An 18,277-nucleotide genomic window follows, 5' to 3' on the forward strand; every position below is an offset into this window, starting at 1 on the left:
GTGCCGACCCTTCCGGCATTATCAAGCGCTGCTCCCGGATTTCTGCCCCATGATTGAACCTACGCTGAACTACGTACTGTGCCCTGGCCCTGCGGCCCCTGACGGGGTGTCCCCTGGCAACGCTGCTGCGGCCCCCGCGGCCTCAGCCTCGCACCATCGCATGGCGTACTGGGAGTGGAATGCCACGGGCAACCCGGCGCACCCGCATGTGGTGGTCTGCGTGCACGGACTCTCGCGCCAGGGGCGCGACTTCGATAGCCTGGCCCGGGCGCTCAGCCTGCACGCGCGGGTCATCTGCCCCGACGTGGTGGGCCGGGGCCAGAGCGACTGGCTGGCCGAGCCCATGGGCTATCAGATTCCGCAGTACGCGGCCGACATGCTGGCACTGCTCGCCCAAGTCCATCAGCACAGCCCCATCACCACGCTGGACTGGGTGGGAACCAGCATGGGGGGGTTGATCGGCATGGCCGTGACGGGGCAACCCGGGCTGCCGCTGCCCGTGCCGGTGCGCAGGCTGGTGCTCAATGATGTCGGCCCTGTCCTCCAGTGGGAGGCGCTCCAGCGCATTGGGCTGTACCTGGGCCAGCTGGCCCGTTTTGAATCGCTGCAGCAGGCAGCCGATGCCATGTGGGCCATCTCCACGAGTTTTGGTCCGCACACGCCCGCGCAGTGGCTGGACTTGTCGCGGCACATGGTGCGCGCGCTGCCCGAAGGCGGCGTCACGTTGCACTACGACCCCGCCATCGCAAAGCCCTTCAAGGCCCTGACCCAGGAGTCCGCAGCCGCGGGCGAGGCCGCGCTGTGGCAGCTGTATGACCACATCCGTGCTGCCACGCTGCTGCTGCGCGGTGCGCAGTCGGACTTGCTCTCGCAAGCCACGGCGCAGGCCATGGCGCAGCGTGGGCCCCGTGCGCGGGTGGTGGAGTTTGAAGGCGTAGGGCACGCGCCCACGCTGGTGGCGCCCGACCAAGTGGCCGCCGTCCAGGATTTCCTTCTGGCCGCAGAAGGTGACCGGGCCGGATGAAAACCAATCTTTCCGCTCTGGTGCCTGTGTCCCCGCAGGCCGACGTTGTCCCGCAGCTCATCGCCGCCACTGCGCACACGCTGCCCGAGCAGGTGAATGCACTCGCGCGTGCGCGAGCCTTTGCCGAGCCGCTGATGGCCGGCGAAACCCTGGACTCTGGTGAAAACACCCTGGCGCACGCCGATGCCGTGGCCGCCATCCTCAAAGGCATTGGCGGCTCGGAGGCGATGCAGGCCGCCAGCTACCTGGTGCATGCCTGTATCCACCTCAACAAGCCCGAGGAGGTCATTGCCAAGGCCTTCGGCGAGAACTTTGCAGCGCTGGCGGTGGAGACCACCAAGCTCATGCGCGTGCAGCAGCAGGCGCGATCTGCGCAGCAGCTGGACGACCCAGCGATGCAGACCGAGAACGTGCGCAAGATGCTGCTGGCGTTCTCGCGCGACCTGCGTGTGGTGATGCTGCGCCTGGCCTCGCGCCTGCAGACATTGCGCTTTCATGCTGCCGCCAAACGGCCTGTGCCCCCCAGCCTCGCGCGCGAGTCCCTGCAGGTGTTTGCGCCCCTGGCCAACCGCCTGGGCATCTGGCAGGTGAAGTGGGAGCTGGAGGACCTGTCGTTTCGCTTCCTTGAGCCCGACACGTACAAAGAGGTCGCACGCCTGCTCGACGAAAAGCGCGGCGAGCGCGAGGTGTACATGGCGCAGTTGCGCGCCCGCCTTGAGTCGGACTTGCGCGCGCGCAGCATCAGCGCGAGCGTGCAAGGACGGCCCAAGCACATCTACAGCATTGTCAAGAAAATGCGCGGCAAGTCGCTCAACTTCGACCAGGTGTTCGACATCCGCGCCCTTCGCGTGGTGGTGCCCACGGTAAAGGACTGCTACGCCGCCTTGAGCTGGGTGCACGAGCAGTTCAAGCCCATCGTGGAAGAGTTTGACGACTACATCGCCAAGCCCAAACCCAACGGCTACCAGTCGCTGCACACCATCGTGCGCGATGACCATGGCAAACCCATCGAGATCCAGATTCGCACCCAAGCCATGCACGACCATGCCGAACACGGTGTGGCGGCGCACTGGGCTTACAAAGAGGCCGGCAGCAAAGGCTACGCGGGGGTGTCCGCGTCGGGCGAGTACGACGCCAAGATCGCGGTGCTGCGCCAATTGCTGGCATGGGAGCGCGACCTCTCAGGCGCTGTGCCCAACCGTGGGCTTTTCGAGGACCGCATTTATGTGCTGACGCCCGATGCCGCCGTGGTAGAGCTGCCCCAGGGTGCCACGCCAGTCGACTTTGCTTACGCAGTGCATACCAGCGTCGGGCACCGCTGCCGCGGCGCCCGGGTAGATGGCGCGATGGTGCAGCTCAACACCCCGCTGCAAAACGGGCAGACGGTAGAGATATCCACTGTCAAGGAAGGCCGGCCTTCCCGCGACTGGCTCAACACCGAGCTGGGCTACCTCACCAGCAACCGCGCCAAGGCCAAGGTGCGCGCGTGGTTCAACGCCCAAGCCACACACGAAACCGTGGCCCGCGGTCGCGAATCGGTAGAAAAGCTGCTCCAGCGCGAGGGCAAGACTGCCATGAAGCTCGACGACCTAGCGGTGCAGTTGGGGTTCAAGTCCGCAGATGCGTTGTTCGAGGTGGTCGGCAAGGATGAGTTTTCGCTGCGCAACATCGAAACGGTGCTGCGCCCGCCCGAGCCTGTGCTGCAGCCTGACGACTACCTGCTGCTCAAGAAGTCGCGCACGAACGAGTCGGCGCCAAAGGGCGGGGTGCTGGTTGTGGGCATCGACTCATTGATGACCCAACTGGCCAAGTGCTGCAAGCCTGCGCCGCCAGACGCGATCCGCGGCTTTGTCACCCGCGGGAAGGGGGTGAGCGTGCACCGCGCCGACTGCAGCAATTTCCGCGAGATGGAGGCGCGCAGCACCGAGCGGGTGATTGAGGTGGAGTGGGGCACCACCTCCAAGTCGGCCGCAGTCGGAGCCGTATACCCAGTTGACGTGGCAGTAGAGGCTGCTGACCGCCAAGGACTGCTGCGCGACATCTCGGAAGTTTTTGCCCGGGAAAAGACCAACGTGATCGGTGTGCAGACCCAGTCTGTGAAGGGCACGGCGTGGATGACGTTCACCGTCGAGGTGGCAGATTCAGGACGGTTGACCAAGGTGTTGGGCATCGTGGCCGGCGTGCCTGGGGTGCGCTCTGCGCGTCGGCGATGAGTGACTTGTGGGCGCCGATCAACATGCCGGCTTTGCACGCTCGCGTTGCGTATCGCGTTGGGGTTTTGGTCAGGGGCACGGTTTTTATGGCTATAATCGTGAGCTGTACAACGACAGGCGCGTAGCTCAGCTGGTTAGAGCACCACCTTGACATGGTGGGGGTCGTTGGTTCGAGTCCAATCGCGCCTACCAATTTCTCTCCTCTCAGGTCAACCAGCCTCAGAATCTTGCGAGAGTTTGCGGAAACAAACCACCGGCTTAGCGCCGGTTTTTGTTTTTCTGGGTTGGCTTTTCTGTGGGGCCCCATGCTCCTGCCTTCGACGCTCTTCCCCTCTGTTTGAGTCAACCTGCGGGTCCCGGGGTAGCGTCAACAAAACATCCAAAAAAGGGCCCGCTCGAGGCGGGCCCAAAGACGCTTCATCTACCGGTGCCTGATCACCGGCAATTTCATGGTGTGCCCGATACAACGCGCCATCTGTAGGACCGAAGCCGCATTGCCTATCAGCCGGCCTGCGAGAGGGGAATTCGATCCTTGGACGGCTGGGCGTTGCACTAGTCCGGCTTCCGTTAGTAGCAGCGACGAGGCCCAGAGTTAACAGATTGGTGTTTGTCTTACACGTCGGCACCGGCGGCTACTCTACCTTCGTGGCTTCAGCGAGAAGGTGAACCACCATGAATACTTCAGTCAATTCCCCAGGCGCCCACCGTGGCGGTTATGGCAGCACGGATCCAGAACTCGGTATGTACGACATCCGGATTTTCTGGCTTGCCGCAGTGGCCGCTACGGTCGCTGTGCTTGCAGTCGCTTACTTCAAGATGGGGTACTGAAAGCCCAGTGCCCAGGCTTCCGTCCAGGCGGGTGCCTGACTAGATTAGAAATGCGGAGGCGGATCCTGCACGGGCGGTGACCCTGGCTGAGCAGGCGGATCCACTTGTGGGGGCTCCGGGATCCAGGAAGGCGGGCTATCTACGGGCGGAAAAGGCGGTACTGGCGACGGTGCGGGAGCGGGGGTGTTGAGCATTGTTCGGTCTCCTTCGGTGGGGTTGTTTCACTTGCTCGAAGATATCGTTGCGATCACCAGTTGTGTGCCAGCCAACTTCCCGTGTGTGCTTCTCCCCAGGGGCACGTCGATCCACGAAGAGATCAATCTGTAGTACTTTCCGCGGGCCCGCAGCTTGCTGCTCTCTTGGCCTCATCAGCGGACTCTGCCTATCCGCGCATCATCGCAGCCGCTCGATAGTGGCAGCTGTCACTCCTGAAGGCTCGCCGGCAGGCGACACGGCCTTGGAGATCAGGGTATTCCTTTGCAGATGCCACCGCGGTCTCTCCCTAGAATGTGTTGCACTGCAATACATGGGGTTTCGACCCGAGGAGCCGTTGTGTCCGAACCGAAAAGTGCCGCGCCCAAGCCGGCCCAGCGAGTGATCAAGAAGTACCCCAACCGCCGTCTGTACGACACGGACACCTCGACCTACATCACCCTTGCCGAAGTGCGCCAGCTGGTCATGGACCGCCAGCAAGTGGTGGTGCGCGACGCCAAAACGGGCGACGACCTCACGCGCAGCATCCTGCTGCAGATCATCCTTGAAGAGGAGGCTGGCGGCGCGCCCATGTTCACCGAGGCGGTGCTGGCCAACATCATTCGTTTCTACGGCCATGCGATGCAGGGCTTCATGGGTGCGTACCTTGAGAAGAACGTGCAGGCTTTCACTGACGTTCAGGCCAAGCTGGCCGAGCAGTCGCAAAGCGTGACGCCTGAGATGTGGGCGCAATTCATGAGCCTGCAGTCGCCCATGGTCAAAGGGATGATGGGCAGTTATGTGGAGCAGTCGCAGTCAATGCTCACGCAGATGCAGGAGCAGATGCAAAAACAGACAGAGCAGATGCTCGGCGCATTCGGCCTCAAGCGCTGATCTGTACCCCTCGAGTAGGTCTGTCCAGGGCCGTGGCAGCGCCGCCAAATGGCCCTTTGAGCCGAACAATGTCCGGTTCACAGCCGGACCTGGGACAATACGGGGATGAGCGAAGCCCTGTCCCCCACAAAAACACCCAAAGTCGGGTTCGTCAGCCTTGGATGCCCCAAGGCACTGACGGACTCCGAACTCATCCTCACGCAACTGAGCGCTGAAGGCTATGAGACTTCCAAGACCTTCCACGGTGCGGATCTCGTCATTGTCAATACCTGCGGCTTTATCGACGACGCCGTCAAGGAGAGCCTGGACACTATTGGCGAAGCCCTGGCCGAAAACGGCAAGGTAATCGTTACCGGCTGCCTGGGCGCCCGCGCCGGGGCTGACGGCGGCAACATGGTGCGGCAGATGCACCCCAGCGTGCTGGCCGTGACCGGCCCGCATGCCACGCAGGAGGTGATGGATGCCGTGCATCTGAACCTGCCCAAGCCGCACGACCCCTTCATCGACCTGGTGCCCGGAAGCTTCGGCATTGCCGGCATCAAGCTCACGCCAAAGCACTACGCCTATCTCAAGATCAGCGAGGGCTGCAATCACCGCTGCACCTTCTGCATCATCCCTTCGATGCGCGGCGACCTGGTCTCCCGCCCAGTGGGCGATGTGCTCAGCGAAGCCAAGGCCCTGTTTGAAGGCGGCGTGAAAGAGCTGCTGGTGATCAGCCAGGACACCTCGGCCTATGGCGTGGATGTGAAGTACCGCACGGGCTTCTGGGACGGCAAGCCCGTCAAGACGCGCATGCTGGAGCTGGTGCAGACGCTGGGCGAGATCGCCCAACCTTACGGCGCCTGGGTCCGCCTGCACTATGTGTATCCATACCCGAGCGTGGATGAGATCGTTCCGCTCATGGCCACCGGTCAGGTGCTGCCGTACCTGGACGTGCCGCTGCAGCACAGCCACCCGGATGTCTTGAAGCGCATGAAGCGCCCGGCCAGCGGCGAGCGCAACCTGGAGCGCATCCAGCGCTGGCGCGAGGTGTGCCCCGAGCTGGTGATCCGTAGCACGTTCATTGCGGGCTTCCCCGGCGAGACCGAAGAAGAGTTCCAACACCTGCTCGACTTCGTGCGCGAAGCGCAGATCGACCGCGCAGGCTGCTTTGCCTACAGCGACGTGAACGGCGCCGCCGCCAACGAGCTGCCCGGCATGCTGCCGATGGAAGTGCGCGAAGAGCGCCGCGCCCGCTTCATGGCGGTGGCCGAAGAAGTGTCGATTGCCAAGCTGCAGCGCCGCGTAGGTGCGACCATGCAGGTGCTGGTGGACCACGCCCCCGCGCTGGGCAAGAAGGGCGGCCGGGGCCGCAGCTATGCCGATGCGCCCGAGATCGACGGCGTGGTGCATCTGCTGCCGCCCGAGAAGATCAGCAAGCAGCTCAAGGTCGGCGAGTTCACCCGTGCGCGCATCGTCGGCACGCAGGGGCATGACCTGGTGGCCGTCCCGGTTTGACGACTGGCGGCTGGCTGATGGGGCTGGCGGCTCGGTGATGCTGGTGGTACTGGCGGCGCCTGCAGCATGGCCTGTTTGCTATTATTACGATAGCTGCCTGCGCTTATCAGGCAGGCGGTAGCGGCTCAAAAGACCCAAAACAAAAGGCTTCCGGAGGGAAGCCTTTTGTTTTGCCGGCACATCGGCCGGGCTCGGAGCCAGAAGCCGGCGCCGGCCAGCCTCTCTCTTCGCCTTACACGCGCTTGCGGTATTCGCCAGTGCGGGTGTCGATTTCGATCTTGTCGCCTTGGCTAACGAACAGCGGCACGGGTACTTCAAAGCCGGTAGCGATCTTGGCGGGCTTGAGCACCTTGCCGGATGTGTCGCCCTTGACGGCAGGTTCCGTCCAGGTGATTTCGCGCTCGACGCTGGTGGGCAGTTCGACCGAGATGGCCTTGCCGTCATAGAACACCACTTCAACCGTCATGCCGTCTTCCAGGTAGTTCAGTGCGTCGCCCATGTTTTCGGCTTCGACTTCGTACTGGTTGAACTCGGTGTCCATGCAGACGTACATCGGATCGGCGAAGTAGGAGTAGGTGCACTCCTTCTTGTCCAGGATCACGTTGTCGATCTTGTCGTCGGCCTTGAACACGTTTTCGGTACCGAAGTTGCCGATCAGGCTCTTTAGCTTCATGCGCACGGTGGCTGCACCGCGGCCACCGCGGGCGTATTCGGTCTTCAGGACAACCATGGGGTCCTTGCCGTGCATGATCACGTTGCCGGCGCGGATTTCTTGAGCGATTTTCATAGCGAGTTGCTTGGGTTGGGGCCGCTCAACGCGCGGGCCGGTGGCTTTCTGGAGACAGAAGGCGCGCCGTGCCAATGCATGTTCCGCGGCGGGAATGCGCAAGCGCTGTGCACCGATGTGCCGCACCTGTTTTGCGCAAAGCCTTGGATTTTACCGTTTTTCGGCGACAAAGCCCAAAAGTTGCGCGACGAGGGGGTCCTGCATCAGCAGCCGGGCGCGGGCGGCCTGTATGCAGGCAGTCCATTGAGCGAGCGTCGCAGCGTCGGGCATGGCCAGCGGCGTGTCGTCGATGGCGTTCCACGCCGCGTGAAAGGCCCGCAGCGACGCCGGTGCCTGCAGCCAATCGAGAAACGCCCGCAGCTTGTCGTGGTGGGCGTTGTCGTCCTGGGGGTAGATGTGCCAGACCAGCGCCTGCCCGGCCCACAGTGCGCGCACCAGCGAGTCCTCGCCGCGCATCAGGTTCAGGTCACAGGCCCAGAGCATGGCGTCGAAGGCGGTTTGTGGGCGGGCGGGGAGGTATGAAATTGATAGCTGCTCGCGCTTGTTAGACAAGCGCTGGGGGCCATTTTGATCCTCGATGTCTGCCAGGGCTGCCTGCACGGCTGCCGCAGGGCGGCCCGGGGCTACCAGCAACTGCACGGGATGGGTCTGGCTTTGCCGCAGCAGCTGCCGCAGCATTTTGGGCAGGGCCGGGGGCTCGTAACAGAACAGCGAGATCCAGCTGGCGGCGTCCACCGCGTCTGCAGAGGCAAGCCCTGGGGCGGCTGCATGCGCCGCCCGCCAGGCGCTGCGGTCGAACGCATCGCGCCGGGCCATCAGGTCGTCTTCGCGCAGCAGGCCGCCCGTGGCAGGCGTGAAGCCGGGGTAGAAGAACCAGCGGGTCCACCCTGCCGCAGGGCCTGACATGATCAGCGACGGCAGGCGGTGGTTGCGCTCCACATAGCCTTCCGCAGACAGGTACTCAAGGTTGATCCACACAGGTTTTTGGCCGCTACCGCTTGCTGAGAGCGCGCTGTAAGCTATGAATTCAGGAGCAATTTCGCACCCGAAGGCCTCCACCATCACATCCGGCGCACGCTCGGCTGCTGCAGGGGGGACGGCATGCCAGTCGCGCACCTCCACGCCGGGGCAGCCGCCAGGCGCCATCCATGCCAAGGCCGACGCATCGTCCACCCACAGGCGCACCTGCTGGCCGCGGGCTGCCAGTTGCGTTGCCAGCCGCCAGCACACGCCGATGTCGCCGAAGTTGTCGATGACGCGGCAAAACACGTCCCACTGCAGGGCGGGCAGGGCGCGTTCGGCAGGCAAGGTGGGGGGTCGGGATGAGGTCATCGGTGTCGCCTCATCCCGAGCGCAGGTGGTCCACCAGCAGCCGTGCCACGCTGGAGAGCGATTCTTCCGACCGCACGCACAGCACCAGCTGGCGGCGCGCCCAGGGCTCGTCCAGCGTCACGACGCGGATCGGCTGCGTGCCCTTGTACAGCGCAGCACTGCCACGCGGCATCACCCCCACGCCCAGGCCGGCGGCCACCATCAGGCAAAGCGCGTCGTAGCTGGTGACCTGCATGCGCAGTCGCAGCGGCAGCCCGGCCTCGGACGCGGCCCGGGTCAACTGGTTGTTGATGGCGCTGCCGGGGTGCGCGCCGACAAAGTCGTAGGGAAGGGCATCGGCCAGGCGGGCGGACTTGCGGCGGGCCAGCGCGTGGCCGGTGGGCACCACCAACACCAGCTCGTCCTTGCGGTAGGGCAACTGCACCACCCGGTCGCCGTACTGGCCCTGGTTGAGGATGCCCACGTCCGCCGCGTTCTCGGCCACCGACTGGGCTATTGACGTGCTGATCTGCTCCTGCAGCCGCACGTCCACCTGCGGGTGCAGCGCCATGAAGCTCTGCAACTGTGCGGGCAAGAACTGCGTGATGGCCGAGATGTTGGCTACCACGCGCACATGGCCGCGCACGCCGGCGCCGTACTCGCGCATCTGGCTGGCAATGCTATCCAGGTCGTTGAGCACGCCGCGCGCCAGGTTCAGCAGCGCGTAGGCGGCTGCGGTGGGCTCGGTGCCCTTGTTGCTGCGGGTGAACAGCTCCACACCCAGCGTGCCCTCCAGGTCGGCCAGGCGCCGGCTCACGGCCGATGCGGCCAGATGTTCACGCGCGGCAGCGGCGGCGATGGTGCTTTCTTCCATCACGGCAACGAAGAGGCGCAGGGAAACGGGGTCGAGCTTCATGGCGGGGCGGGTGGGCGGGGGTGTCGATGGTAACGCTGGTGCCGTGCCACCATGCCGGTTTGCGATGGCAGCTTCGTGCATCAGCGTTTTGCAGACGCGCAGGCTGTGCGCATCATTCGCGCCAACGTACAAAGAGCCACGCCCGGCGCTGCCCCATGCACCCCCGTTCGGGCTGAGCTTGTCGAAGCCGTGCTCTGCGCCGCGCTTTGACAAGTTCAGCGTCAACGGTTTGGTTTTTTTGGGGGGCGTGGCGTGTCGCGCACCCACCTTTGAGGAGACACCTATTTCCATGGATTCACTGCCTACTTCCTCGGCCCTGCACGGCGTGCGCGTGATCGAAATGGGCCAGCTGATCGCCGGCCCGTTCTGCGGCAAGACGCTGGGCGAGTTCGGTGCCGAGATCATCAAGATCGAAGCCCCCGCCGACCCCGAGCGGCCCGACGTGCCGGGCGGCGACCCGCTGCGCAACTGGCGCCTGATCAAAGAGGGCACATCGGTGTGGTGGCAGGTGCAGTCGCGCAACAAGCGCTCGGTGGCGCTGGACCTGCGCCAGGCCGAGGGCCAGGATATCGCCCGCCGCCTGATCGCCGAAGCCGACGTGCTGATCGAGAACTTTCGCCCCGGCACGCTGGAGGGCTGGGGCATGTCGCCGGATGAACTGCACGCGCTCAACCCGGGCCTCGTGATCCTGCGCATCTCGGGCTACGGCCAGACTGGGCCTTATCGCGACCTGCCAGGTTTTGGCGTGATTGGCGAGGCCATGGGCGGCCTGCGCCACCTGACGGCCGAACCGGGCCGCGTGCCGGTGCGCGTGGGCGTGTCCATCGGCGACACGCTGGCCGCGCTGCACGGCGCCATCGGCGTGCTCATGGCGCTGTACCACCGCAAGGTCAACGGCGGCCAGGGCCAGGTGATCGACGTGGCGCTGCACGAGGCCGTCTTCAACGTGATGGAAAGCCTGATCCCCGAGTACAGCGCGTTCGGCGCGGTGCGCGAGGCCGCGGGCAGCGCACTGCCCGGCATCGCGCCCAGCAACGCCTACCCCTGCACCGACGGCTGGGTGCTGGTGGCCGGCAATGGCGACAGCATCTTCAAGCGGCTGATGGCCGCCATCGGCCGGCAGGATCTGGCCGACGCGCCCGACCTGGGCAGCAACGCCGGCCGCGTGGCCCGCGTGGCAGAGATCGATGCCGCCATCGGTGCCTGGACCGCCGCGCACTCGGTGCAGCAAGTCATGGAGACGCTGGGCGCCGCCCGCGTGCCCGCTGGCAAGGTCTACACCGCCAAGGACATTGCCGAAGACCCGCACTACCAGGCCCGCGACATGCTGTTGCAGCAGCCCACGCGCGACGGCTACAGCGTGCAGGTGCCGGGCATCGTGCCCAAGCTGTCGGGCACGCCGGGCAGCATCCGCAGCAGCGCGCCGCACCTGGGCGACGACACCGATGCGGTGCTGGCCGAGGCGGGTTTGACGGCAGAGCAAATCGCGCTGCTGCGCAGCAAGGGGGTGATCCAATGAATCTGATCGTAAAAACCGCTTTTTCACGAGGCGATTTCCCCAACCCAGTTCGCCTTGAGCCTGTCGAAAGGCTTTGTCACGCACCGGCCGTGGCTTCGACAGGCTCAGCCCGAACGGTGGTGGTATGAGCGTCGGTTTCGAACCACTCCAACGTCCCGTCTGGCAAGGCCATGGCCGCCGCATCCACATGCAGGAGGTCGGCACGCGCGATGGCCTGCAGATGGAGCAGGCCTTCGTGCCCGCCGACGACAAGATCGCGCTCGTCAACGCGTTGTCGGCCACGGGTTTGGCCAAGATAGAGGTCACCTCTTTCACCTCGCCCACCGCCATCCCCGCGCTGCGCGATGCCGAGATCGTGATGCGCGAGATCGACCGGCGCCCGGGCGTGGTCTACACCGCGCTGGTGCCCAACCTGCGCGGGGCCGAGCGCGCCATCGAGGCGCGCACGGACGAGCTGAACCTCGTGATGTCCGTGAGCGCCACGCACAACATCGCCAACCTGCGAATGACGCAAGAACAATCGTTTGCCGCGCTGGCCCAGGTCGTGGCCGTGGCCCAGGCCGCGGGCGTGGCGGTCAATGTGTCGCTGTCGTGTGTATTCGGTTGCCCCATGGAGGGCGACGTACCCGAGGCCGCGGTGCTCGGCTGGGTGCAGCGCTTTGTGGACCTGGGCGTGGGCGGCATCACGCTGTGCGACACCACGGGCATGGCCTTTCCCACCCAGGTGGCGCAGGTCACGGCGGCGGCGCGCGCGCGCTGGCCGGGTGTGGACTTTACGCTGCACTTTCACAACACGCGGGGCATGGGGCTGGCCAATGTGCTGGCCGCCATCGATGCGGGCGCGGACCGGTTCGACGCATCGCTGGGCGGCCTGGGTGGCTGCCCGTATGCGCCGGGCGCGAGCGGCAACGTGTGCAGCGAAGAGATCGTGCATGCGCTGGGCCTCATGGGCTACGACACCGGGGTAGACCTGCCCGCATTGGTGGCCGCCGCAGAACGCCTGCCAAGCTTGATCGGGCACGACATTCCCAGCCAGATCGTCAAGGCCGGCCCCCGGCTGCATCTGCACCCGGTGCCGGCTGACTTCGAGGCGATCCGCGACCGCGCGCTGCAGCGGGAGCGTGGCGGAGCGTGACCTGATTTGATCTGACCACGGCAAAGACCACCACACAACGACAGGAGACAACTATGCCCCAGACCACCACCTTCCACCGCCGACACGCCGCCCTGCTGCTGGGCGCGCTCGTGGGCGCCATGGCGTGCGGCGCGCCGCTCGGCGCGCACGCACAAGACAAGTTCCCATCCAAACCCATCACGCTGATCGTGCCCCAGGCTGCCGGCGGCGCCAACGACGCCATCGCCCGCGTGCTGGCCCAGCGGCTGTCCGAGCAGATGGGCCAGAGCGTGGTGGTGGACAACCGCCCCGGCGCGGGCGGCACGCTGGCCACTGCGGGCCTGGCACGCGCCAAGCACGACGGCTACATCCTGCTGGTCACGGCCGACAGCGCCCACGTGATCGGCCCGGCGCTGTACAAGAACGCGGGGTTCGACGCGGTCAAGGACTTCGAGCCCGTGGCGCCCATTGCCACGGCGGGCTATGTGCTGGTGGCACACCCGTCGTTCCCCGCCAAGAATGTGGCCGAGCTGATCGCGCTGGCCAAGGCCAGCCCCGGCAAGTACTCGATCGCGTCGGCAGGCAACGGCACGCTGAACCACCTGATCGGCGAGATGCTGCAAAAGGCGGCGGACATTCAGCTGCAGCACATCCCTTACAAGGGCTCGGCCGCGGCCGCGACCGATGTGGTGGGCGGCCAGGTGCCGCTGTCGGTGCAAAGCCTGCCGTCGGCCATTGCGTTCATCAAGGCCGGCAAGCTCAAGGTGCTGGGCGTGGTCAATGAAAAGCGCGTGGCGGCCTTGCCCGACGCGCCCACCATCGGCGAGACCCTGAAGGGCTTCGGCCAGGCGCCGTGGTACGCAATGTTTGCCCCGGCGGGCACGCCCGCGCCCGTGGTGGCGCAGCTGCAGGCCGAAGTGGCCAAGGCGCTGGACCACAAGGACGTGGTCGACAAGCTCGCTGCCGTGGGCTGCGAGCCCTTCAAGGGCACGCCGGCACAGCTCGGCACGCTGGTGCGCGACGACCTGGTCCGCTGGCAGCGCGTGGTGAAGGAGACCGGCGCCACGGTCGATTGAAACGCCGACCGCCGGCCGGCACGCGCGCATGTTTCGTCGGCATCTTTGAACTTGAACCCACCGTTCGGGTTGAGCTTGCCGAAGCCCTGCGCGGCGCTTTGACCATCTCAGCGTGAACGGTTCAAGTGGATGGGCGCCGACTTGATAGTGGGCCCCTCGTCAGCGACACCATTTTTTGACAGTCACAACAACGGAGACAAAAACCTTCATGACTACCTTTTCTCGCAGGCCTTTCACGGCACTGACCGTCCTGGGCGCCACCACCCTGGCCATCTTGACGCTCGGTGCGTCTTCTTCTGCCTGGGCCCAGGGGGCCTACCCCAGCAAGCCTGTGACCATGGTCGTGCCCACGGCAGCAGGCGGCACCACCGACCTGTCAGCCCGCATGCTCGCCCAGGCGCTCACGCCGGTGCTGGGGCAGTCCGTGGTGGTGGACAACAAGGGCGGCGGCAACGGCAGCATCGCAGCTGCCGCCGTCAAGCGCGCGGAGGCCGACGGCTACACGCTGCTGATGCAGTATTCGGGCTACCACGTCATCTCGCCCCACCTGACGAAGCAAAAGCAGTGGGAGCAGGGCGACTTTCAGCCGGTGGCCAATGTGATCTCGGCCCCGCAGATCATCGTGGTGCGCAACGACTTGCCGGTGAAGACGCTGGCCGAACTGGTGGTTTATGCCAAGGCCAACCCGGGCAAGCTCAATTACGCGTCGTCGGGCAATGGCTCGCTGCAGCACGTGACCGGTGCCATGCTGGAGCAGCAGGGCGGCATCAAGATGGTCCACGTGCCCTACAAGGGCACCGGCCCCGCGCTGCAGGACCTGCTGGGCGGCCAGGTGGACCTGACCTTTGGCACCGCGCCGCCGTTCATGCCCCACATCGCCGGCGGCAAGCTGCGCGTGCTGGCCGTCACCGGCAAGGAGCGCCTGCCCAGCCTGCCCGATGTGCCCACCACCGCCGAAGCGGGCTACCCGAAGGTGGACGCCACCTCGTGGTTTGCGGTGTTCGTGCCCGCTGCCGTGCCCAAGCCCGTGGTGGACAAGCTCACGGCGGACATCCGCACCGTGGTGCAAAGCGCGGCGTTCAAGCAAAAGGCACAGGACCAGGGCGCCACGGCCGACTACCAGAGCCCGCAGCAACTGGGCGACAAGGTGAAGGCCGACCTGGCGGGCTGGGCCAGCGTGGTCAAGACGTCGAAGATCGAGGCTGAGTAATTTGAATGGAAATATGGCCCTAGCGCTTTATTTATAAGCGTTAATAGCTATTTAATTGATAGCAATCGGTTGCGTGGTGTGAGCAAGGCCTGGCACGGTGGAGCGCCTGCGCCATGCCTCCACACCCGCAAGCAGGTGGCCGCCCCGGAGCCGCCACAATACGGCCCATGTCTGATGTGCATTCCGAAGAACTGTTGGCGCAGGTGGCTGCGCTGCCGGCACTGCCCGGTGTTTATCGCTATTTCGACGCTCAGGGCGCGCTGCTGTACGTAGGCAAGGCGCGGCACCTCAAGCGCCGCGTTTCGAGCTACTTCACCAAGAACCATGGCGGCACGCGCATCGGCCACATGGTCAGCAAGATCACGCGCATGGAGACCACCGTGGTGCGCTCTGAGGCCGAGGCGCTGCTGCTGGAAAACAACCTCATCAAGACGCTGAACCCCAAGTTCAACATCCTGTTCCGGGACGACAAGAGTTATCCCTACCTCAAGATTACCGGCGTGCCCGGCGGGGCTGCACGCGGCGAGGCGCCGGGGCAGGTTTTTCCGCGCATGGCGTACTACCGCGGCTCGGTCGACAAAAAGCACCGCTACTTCGGGCCGTACCCCAGCGCCTGGGCAGTGAAGGAAACCATCCAGCTGCTACAGAAAGTCTTCAGGCTGCGCACCTGCGAGGACACGGTATTTGCCAACCGCACACGGCCGTGCCTGCTGTACCAGATCAAGCGCTGCACGGGGCCCTGCGTCGACCTGGTCTCGCCCGAGGCCTATGCCTCGGATGTGCAGCACGCCGAAGCCCTGCTGCGCGGCGATACCAAGGAGGTGCTGCAGGCCATGGAGACGCGGATGATGGCGCACTCCGAAAAACTTGAGTTTGAGCAGGCTGCCGATGTGCGCAACCAGATCCAGGCGCTGTCGCGCGTGCTGCACCAGCAGTCCATCGAGATCGCGGACGACAAGGACGTCGACATCCTCGCGGTGCGTGTGCAGGGGGGCCGCGCCTGCGTGAACCTGGCCATGGTGCGCGGCGGCCGCCACCTGGGCGACCGGCCGTATTTTCCGGTGCATGTCGAAGATGCGGCAGCCGTGTTCGAAGAGGAGGGCGAAGGTGCCGAGGAAGTGGCCGCACCCGCGCGGCCGGTGGAGGTCCTGGTGCTGGAAGCCTTCATTGCCCAGCACTACATCGGCGTGCCGGTGCCACCGGTGCTGGTGACCAGCGAAGCGGTGGACAAAGCGCTGCTGGGGGCGTTGACCGAGCAGTCGGGCCTGCGCGTGACGGCGGTGCATCAGCCGCGGGAGCAGCGCCGCGCCTGGCTGGACATGGCCCAAAAAAACGCCAGCCTGCAGCTGGCCCGGCTGCTGGCAGAAGAAGGTTCGCAGCAGGCCCGCACGCGTGCGCTGGCCGAGGCGCTGGACTTGGCACCCGAGGACCTTGAGCAGCTCACCATCGAGTGTTTCGACATCTCGCACACGGCGGGCGAATCCACGCAGGCGTCGTGTGTGGTGTTCCACCACCACAAGATGCAGAGCAGCGAATACCGCCGCTACAAGATCGAAGGCATCACGGGCGGCGACGACTACGCGGCCATGCGCCAGGTGCTCACGCGCCGCTACAGCAAGGTGGTGGAGGCAGCGCGCGAGGCCGGTGGCATCGACTTTGCCGCCGCCCCGCCGCCGGACACCGAAGCCTCCGCCGGGGCCGTCAAGCCCAAGGGGGTGGCGCGCCTGCCCGACCTGGTGCTGATCGACGGTGGCAAGGGGCAGGTGGGGGTGGCGCGTGAGGTATTCACGGCACTCGGGCTAGACCTCACCCGCATCGTGGGCGTCGAAAAAGGCGAGGGACGCAAGGTGGGGCTCGAAGAACTGGTGTTTGCCGACGGGCGCGAGAAGGTGTACCTCGGCAAGGACTCTGCAGCCCTGATGCTGGTCGCGCAGATTCGCGATGAAGCCCATCGCTTTGCGATCACCGGCATGCGGGCTGCGCGGGCGAAGGTCCGCATCGGTGGGGGACAGCTGGAGGAAATCCCGGGCGTGGGCCCCAAGAAGCGCGCGCGGTTGCTGCAGCGCTTTGGCGGGGTGCGCGGCGTGGCGTCCGCCAGCGTGGAAGACCTGACGACGGTGGAGGGCATTTCACGCGAGCTCGCGGAGGAGATCTACCGTGCGTTGCGCTGAGGCGGTGGTTGCGCACGGGATTTTCCAGGGCAAGGCCGCATGCCCATGTTGGGGAGCGTTCGTGCCACAGACCGGCAGCCAGTGCGCCGCGGCGTGACACAATCGCCGCCATGTTCTGGACTATCCCCACACTGATGACTTGGACGCGCATCGTCGCGATACCTTTGATCGTGGGGGTGTTCTACGCGCCGCTGGACCCGGCGACCCGCAACCTCATCGCTACGGTGATGTTCGTGGTGTTCGCGGCTACCGACTGGCTCGATGGCTACCTGGCCCGCAAGCTCAACCAGACGTCGTCCTTTGGCGCGTTTCTCGATCCTGTGGCGGACAAGTTCCTTGTATGCGCCTCGCTGCTGGTGCTGGTGCACTTGCAGCGCGCCGATGTGTTCGTGGCGTTGATCATCATCGGGCGCGAGATCGCTATCTCGGCCCTGCGCGAGTGGATGGCGCAGATCGGTGCGAGCAAGAGCGTCGCCGTGCACATGATCGGCAAGGTCAAGACCACGGTGCAGATGGTGGCGATCCCCTTCCTGCTGTACGACGCCCGCTTGTTCGGCGTGATCGACACGGGCGTGTGGGGGACCTGGCTGATCTGGGCCTCGGCGGTGCTGACCGTGTGGTCGATGGTGTACTACCTGCAAAAGGCCTTGCCTGAAATCCGCGCGCGGGTGAAGTAGAGCGATGTGGGGTGCCTTGGTCGCTGGCGCTGGCAGGCCGTGCGCTCGCTGCTATGCATCCGCTAGCGCTGGGCTTTTAGATATCTGTTGTAAGCACTTTATATAGCGCGCCAGCCCTGGCCGGGCACGGGCTGCTGGAACGCCAACTGCCTCGCGTGCCTTGTCAGAACTGGGGTGTCAATACGGAATCCTGCCCATACGGTGCGTATGAGACAAAAACGCTCTGCAAGCCCTGTCGCGCCGTGAAATACGACTAGAATTCGGTGCAACGCTGCTGCAAAACAGCGTGTTGTATTGACACCCGGAAACTCGATGGCTTTAATCTGATGCAGCAGCCACTGCTGTGTATGCCAGTCATTCCCCCGTCTATTTTGTTGCCAGCCTCCGGCTGTGCTTTATGACGTGTGAAGACCAGATATCCACGAGACATTCCATCAACGCTTTTCCCGAGAGGCTTCTTGTGAACAAAACCGAATTGATCGAGCACATCGCTACCAACGCCGACATCTCCAAGGCCGCTGCTGCGCGTGCCCTGGAATCCACGATCGAGGCTGTCAAGAAGACTCTGAAGAAGGGCGGCACCGTGTCGCTCGTTGGTTTTGGTACCTTTGCCGTCGGCAAGCGCGCAGCCCGCACGGGCCGCAATCCCCGTACCGGCGATACGATTAAAATCAAAGCTGCTAAAGTTCCGAAGTTCCGTCCAGGCAAGGCATTGAAAGATGCTTTGAACTGAGACTCAGTTTTAGGCGGGGTCCTTAGCTCAGTTGGTAGAGCGGCTCCTTTACACGGAGTAGGTCGGCGGTTCGAGACCGTCAGGACCCACCACCACCGAACAAAGGCGAACGCAA

General features: G+C 64.9%; 15 protein-coding genes and 2 tRNA genes. 14 read left to right on the top strand and 3 right to left on the bottom strand.

Annotated features, from left to right (window positions below; genetic code table 11):
- Nucleotides 1–49: 49 nt before the first annotated feature.
- The 6 genes from ACSQ3Q_RS09375 (at nucleotide 50) to rimO (ending at nucleotide 6,648) form a co-directional block, all read left to right on the top strand.
- On the top strand, nucleotides 50–1,024 hold the full coding sequence (locus tag ACSQ3Q_RS09375) for an alpha/beta fold hydrolase (RefSeq protein WP_436134123.1): 975 nt from the start codon (nucleotides 50–52) through the stop codon (nucleotides 1,022–1,024).
- Nucleotides 1,021–3,237, top strand: a complete 2,217-nt coding sequence (locus ACSQ3Q_RS09380) for a RelA/SpoT family protein (protein WP_436134124.1) — start codon at nucleotides 1,021–1,023, stop codon at nucleotides 3,235–3,237. Before ACSQ3Q_RS09375 ends, ACSQ3Q_RS09380 begins: the two co-directional genes overlap by 4 nt.
- Before the next feature lie 115 nt (nucleotides 3,238–3,352).
- A tRNA-Val gene (locus tag ACSQ3Q_RS09385) sits at nucleotides 3,353–3,429 on the top strand.
- A gap of 480 nt (nucleotides 3,430–3,909) precedes the next feature.
- Nucleotides 3,910–4,065, top strand: a complete 156-nt coding sequence (locus ACSQ3Q_RS09390) for a hypothetical protein (protein WP_436134125.1) — start codon at nucleotides 3,910–3,912, stop codon at nucleotides 4,063–4,065.
- Between the two features lie 552 nt (nucleotides 4,066–4,617).
- Nucleotides 4,618–5,151: a polyhydroxyalkanoate synthesis repressor PhaR gene (gene phaR / locus ACSQ3Q_RS09395; protein ID WP_436134126.1), complete on the top strand. Its 534-nt coding sequence runs from the start codon at nucleotides 4,618–4,620 to the stop codon at nucleotides 5,149–5,151.
- Nucleotides 5,152–5,256: 105 nt separating this feature from the next.
- On the top strand, nucleotides 5,257–6,648 hold the full coding sequence (gene rimO, locus ACSQ3Q_RS09400; protein ID WP_436134127.1) for a 30S ribosomal protein S12 methylthiotransferase RimO: 1,392 nt from the start codon (nucleotides 5,257–5,259) through the stop codon (nucleotides 6,646–6,648).
- A gap of 232 nt (nucleotides 6,649–6,880) precedes the next feature.
- Here rimO and efp read toward each other — a convergent pair whose 3' ends face one another.
- From efp to ACSQ3Q_RS09415, 3 genes are all read right to left on the bottom strand, one after another.
- Nucleotides 6,881–7,435 carry an elongation factor P gene (efp, locus tag ACSQ3Q_RS09405; RefSeq protein WP_087746252.1) on the bottom strand — a complete coding sequence of 185 codons (555 nt, stop codon included), beginning with the start codon at nucleotides 7,433–7,435 and terminating at the stop codon, nucleotides 6,881–6,883.
- 150 nt (nucleotides 7,436–7,585) lie between these two features.
- The gene (gene earP, locus ACSQ3Q_RS09410; protein ID WP_436134128.1) at nucleotides 7,586–8,767 is read right to left on the bottom strand and encodes an elongation factor P maturation arginine rhamnosyltransferase EarP; all 1,182 of its coding nucleotides are present in this window, start codon (nucleotides 8,765–8,767) and stop codon (nucleotides 7,586–7,588) included.
- Nucleotides 8,768–8,777: 10 nt separating this feature from the next.
- Nucleotides 8,778–9,662 (bottom strand): LysR family transcriptional regulator, encoded by an 885-nt coding sequence (locus ACSQ3Q_RS09415; RefSeq protein WP_436134129.1) that lies wholly within the window; start codon nucleotides 9,660–9,662, stop codon nucleotides 8,778–8,780.
- 289 nt (nucleotides 9,663–9,951) lie between these two features.
- On the opposite strand from ACSQ3Q_RS09415, the gene ACSQ3Q_RS09420 reads away from it, so the two are divergent.
- The 8 genes from ACSQ3Q_RS09420 (at nucleotide 9,952) to ACSQ3Q_RS09455 (ending at nucleotide 18,254) form a co-directional block, all read left to right on the top strand.
- On the top strand, nucleotides 9,952–11,181 hold the full coding sequence (locus tag ACSQ3Q_RS09420; RefSeq protein ID WP_436134130.1) for a CaiB/BaiF CoA transferase family protein: 1,230 nt from the start codon (nucleotides 9,952–9,954) through the stop codon (nucleotides 11,179–11,181).
- A 124-nt stretch (nucleotides 11,182–11,305) separates the two neighbouring features.
- Nucleotides 11,306–12,316, top strand: a complete 1,011-nt coding sequence (locus tag ACSQ3Q_RS09425) for a hydroxymethylglutaryl-CoA lyase (RefSeq protein ID WP_436134131.1) — start codon at nucleotides 11,306–11,308, stop codon at nucleotides 12,314–12,316.
- A gap of 53 nt (nucleotides 12,317–12,369) precedes the next feature.
- Nucleotides 12,370–13,371 carry a Bug family tripartite tricarboxylate transporter substrate binding protein gene (locus ACSQ3Q_RS09430; protein ID WP_436134132.1) on the top strand — a complete coding sequence of 334 codons (1,002 nt, stop codon included), beginning with the start codon at nucleotides 12,370–12,372 and terminating at the stop codon, nucleotides 13,369–13,371.
- Between the two features lie 208 nt (nucleotides 13,372–13,579).
- Complete coding sequence (locus tag ACSQ3Q_RS09435; RefSeq protein WP_436134133.1) at nucleotides 13,580–14,581, top strand: Bug family tripartite tricarboxylate transporter substrate binding protein; 1,002 nt, start codon at nucleotides 13,580–13,582, stop codon at nucleotides 14,579–14,581.
- Between the two features lie 167 nt (nucleotides 14,582–14,748).
- On the top strand, nucleotides 14,749–16,752 hold the full coding sequence (gene uvrC / locus ACSQ3Q_RS09440) for an excinuclease ABC subunit UvrC (RefSeq protein ID WP_436134134.1): 2,004 nt from the start codon (nucleotides 14,749–14,751) through the stop codon (nucleotides 16,750–16,752).
- A 110-nt stretch (nucleotides 16,753–16,862) separates the two neighbouring features.
- Nucleotides 16,863–17,429 (top strand): CDP-diacylglycerol--glycerol-3-phosphate 3-phosphatidyltransferase, encoded by a 567-nt coding sequence (gene pgsA, locus ACSQ3Q_RS09445; protein WP_010460895.1) that lies wholly within the window; start codon nucleotides 16,863–16,865, stop codon nucleotides 17,427–17,429.
- Between the two features lie 460 nt (nucleotides 17,430–17,889).
- A complete protein-coding gene (locus ACSQ3Q_RS09450; protein ID WP_056164954.1) occupies nucleotides 17,890–18,162 on the top strand; it encodes an HU family DNA-binding protein in 273 nt (90 codons plus the stop codon).
- Nucleotides 18,163–18,178: 16 nt separating this feature from the next.
- A tRNA-Val gene (locus ACSQ3Q_RS09455) sits at nucleotides 18,179–18,254 on the top strand.
- The last annotated feature ends 23 nt before the right edge of the window (nucleotides 18,255–18,277 follow it).

This window comes from Acidovorax sp. LjRoot129, from assembly GCF_964253765.1.
GTDB lineage: Bacteria > Pseudomonadota > Gammaproteobacteria > Burkholderiales > Burkholderiaceae_C > Acidovorax.

Bases quoted from the DNA above. Each gene is read 5' to 3' on its own strand.
- efp (WP_087746252.1), bottom strand. From the start codon at position 7,435: ATGAAAATCGCTCAAGAAATCCGCGCCGGCAACGTGATCATGCACGGC.
- rimO (WP_436134127.1), top strand. From the start codon at position 5,257: ATGAGCGAAGCCCTGTCCCCCACAAAAACACCCAAAGTCGGGTTCGTC.
- ACSQ3Q_RS09390 (WP_436134125.1), top strand. From the start codon at position 3,910: ATGAATACTTCAGTCAATTCCCCAGGCGCCCACCGTGGCGGTTATGGC.
- ACSQ3Q_RS09420 (WP_436134130.1), top strand. From the start codon at position 9,952: ATGGATTCACTGCCTACTTCCTCGGCCCTGCACGGCGTGCGCGTGATC.
- uvrC (WP_436134134.1), top strand. From the start codon at position 14,749: ATGTCTGATGTGCATTCCGAAGAACTGTTGGCGCAGGTGGCTGCGCTG.
- ACSQ3Q_RS09415 (WP_436134129.1), bottom strand. From the start codon at position 9,662: ATGAAGCTCGACCCCGTTTCCCTGCGCCTCTTCGTTGCCGTGATGGAA.
- ACSQ3Q_RS09430 (WP_436134132.1), top strand. From the start codon at position 12,370: ATGCCCCAGACCACCACCTTCCACCGCCGACACGCCGCCCTGCTGCTG.
- ACSQ3Q_RS09425 (WP_436134131.1), top strand. From the start codon at position 11,306: ATGAGCGTCGGTTTCGAACCACTCCAACGTCCCGTCTGGCAAGGCCAT.
- ACSQ3Q_RS09435 (WP_436134133.1), top strand. From the start codon at position 13,580: ATGACTACCTTTTCTCGCAGGCCTTTCACGGCACTGACCGTCCTGGGC.
- ACSQ3Q_RS09375 (WP_436134123.1), top strand. From the start codon at position 50: ATGATTGAACCTACGCTGAACTACGTACTGTGCCCTGGCCCTGCGGCC.
- earP (WP_436134128.1), bottom strand. From the start codon at position 8,767: ATGACCTCATCCCGACCCCCCACCTTGCCTGCCGAACGCGCCCTGCCC.
- ACSQ3Q_RS09380 (WP_436134124.1), top strand. From the start codon at position 1,021: ATGAAAACCAATCTTTCCGCTCTGGTGCCTGTGTCCCCGCAGGCCGAC.
- pgsA (WP_010460895.1), top strand. From the start codon at position 16,863: ATGTTCTGGACTATCCCCACACTGATGACTTGGACGCGCATCGTCGCG.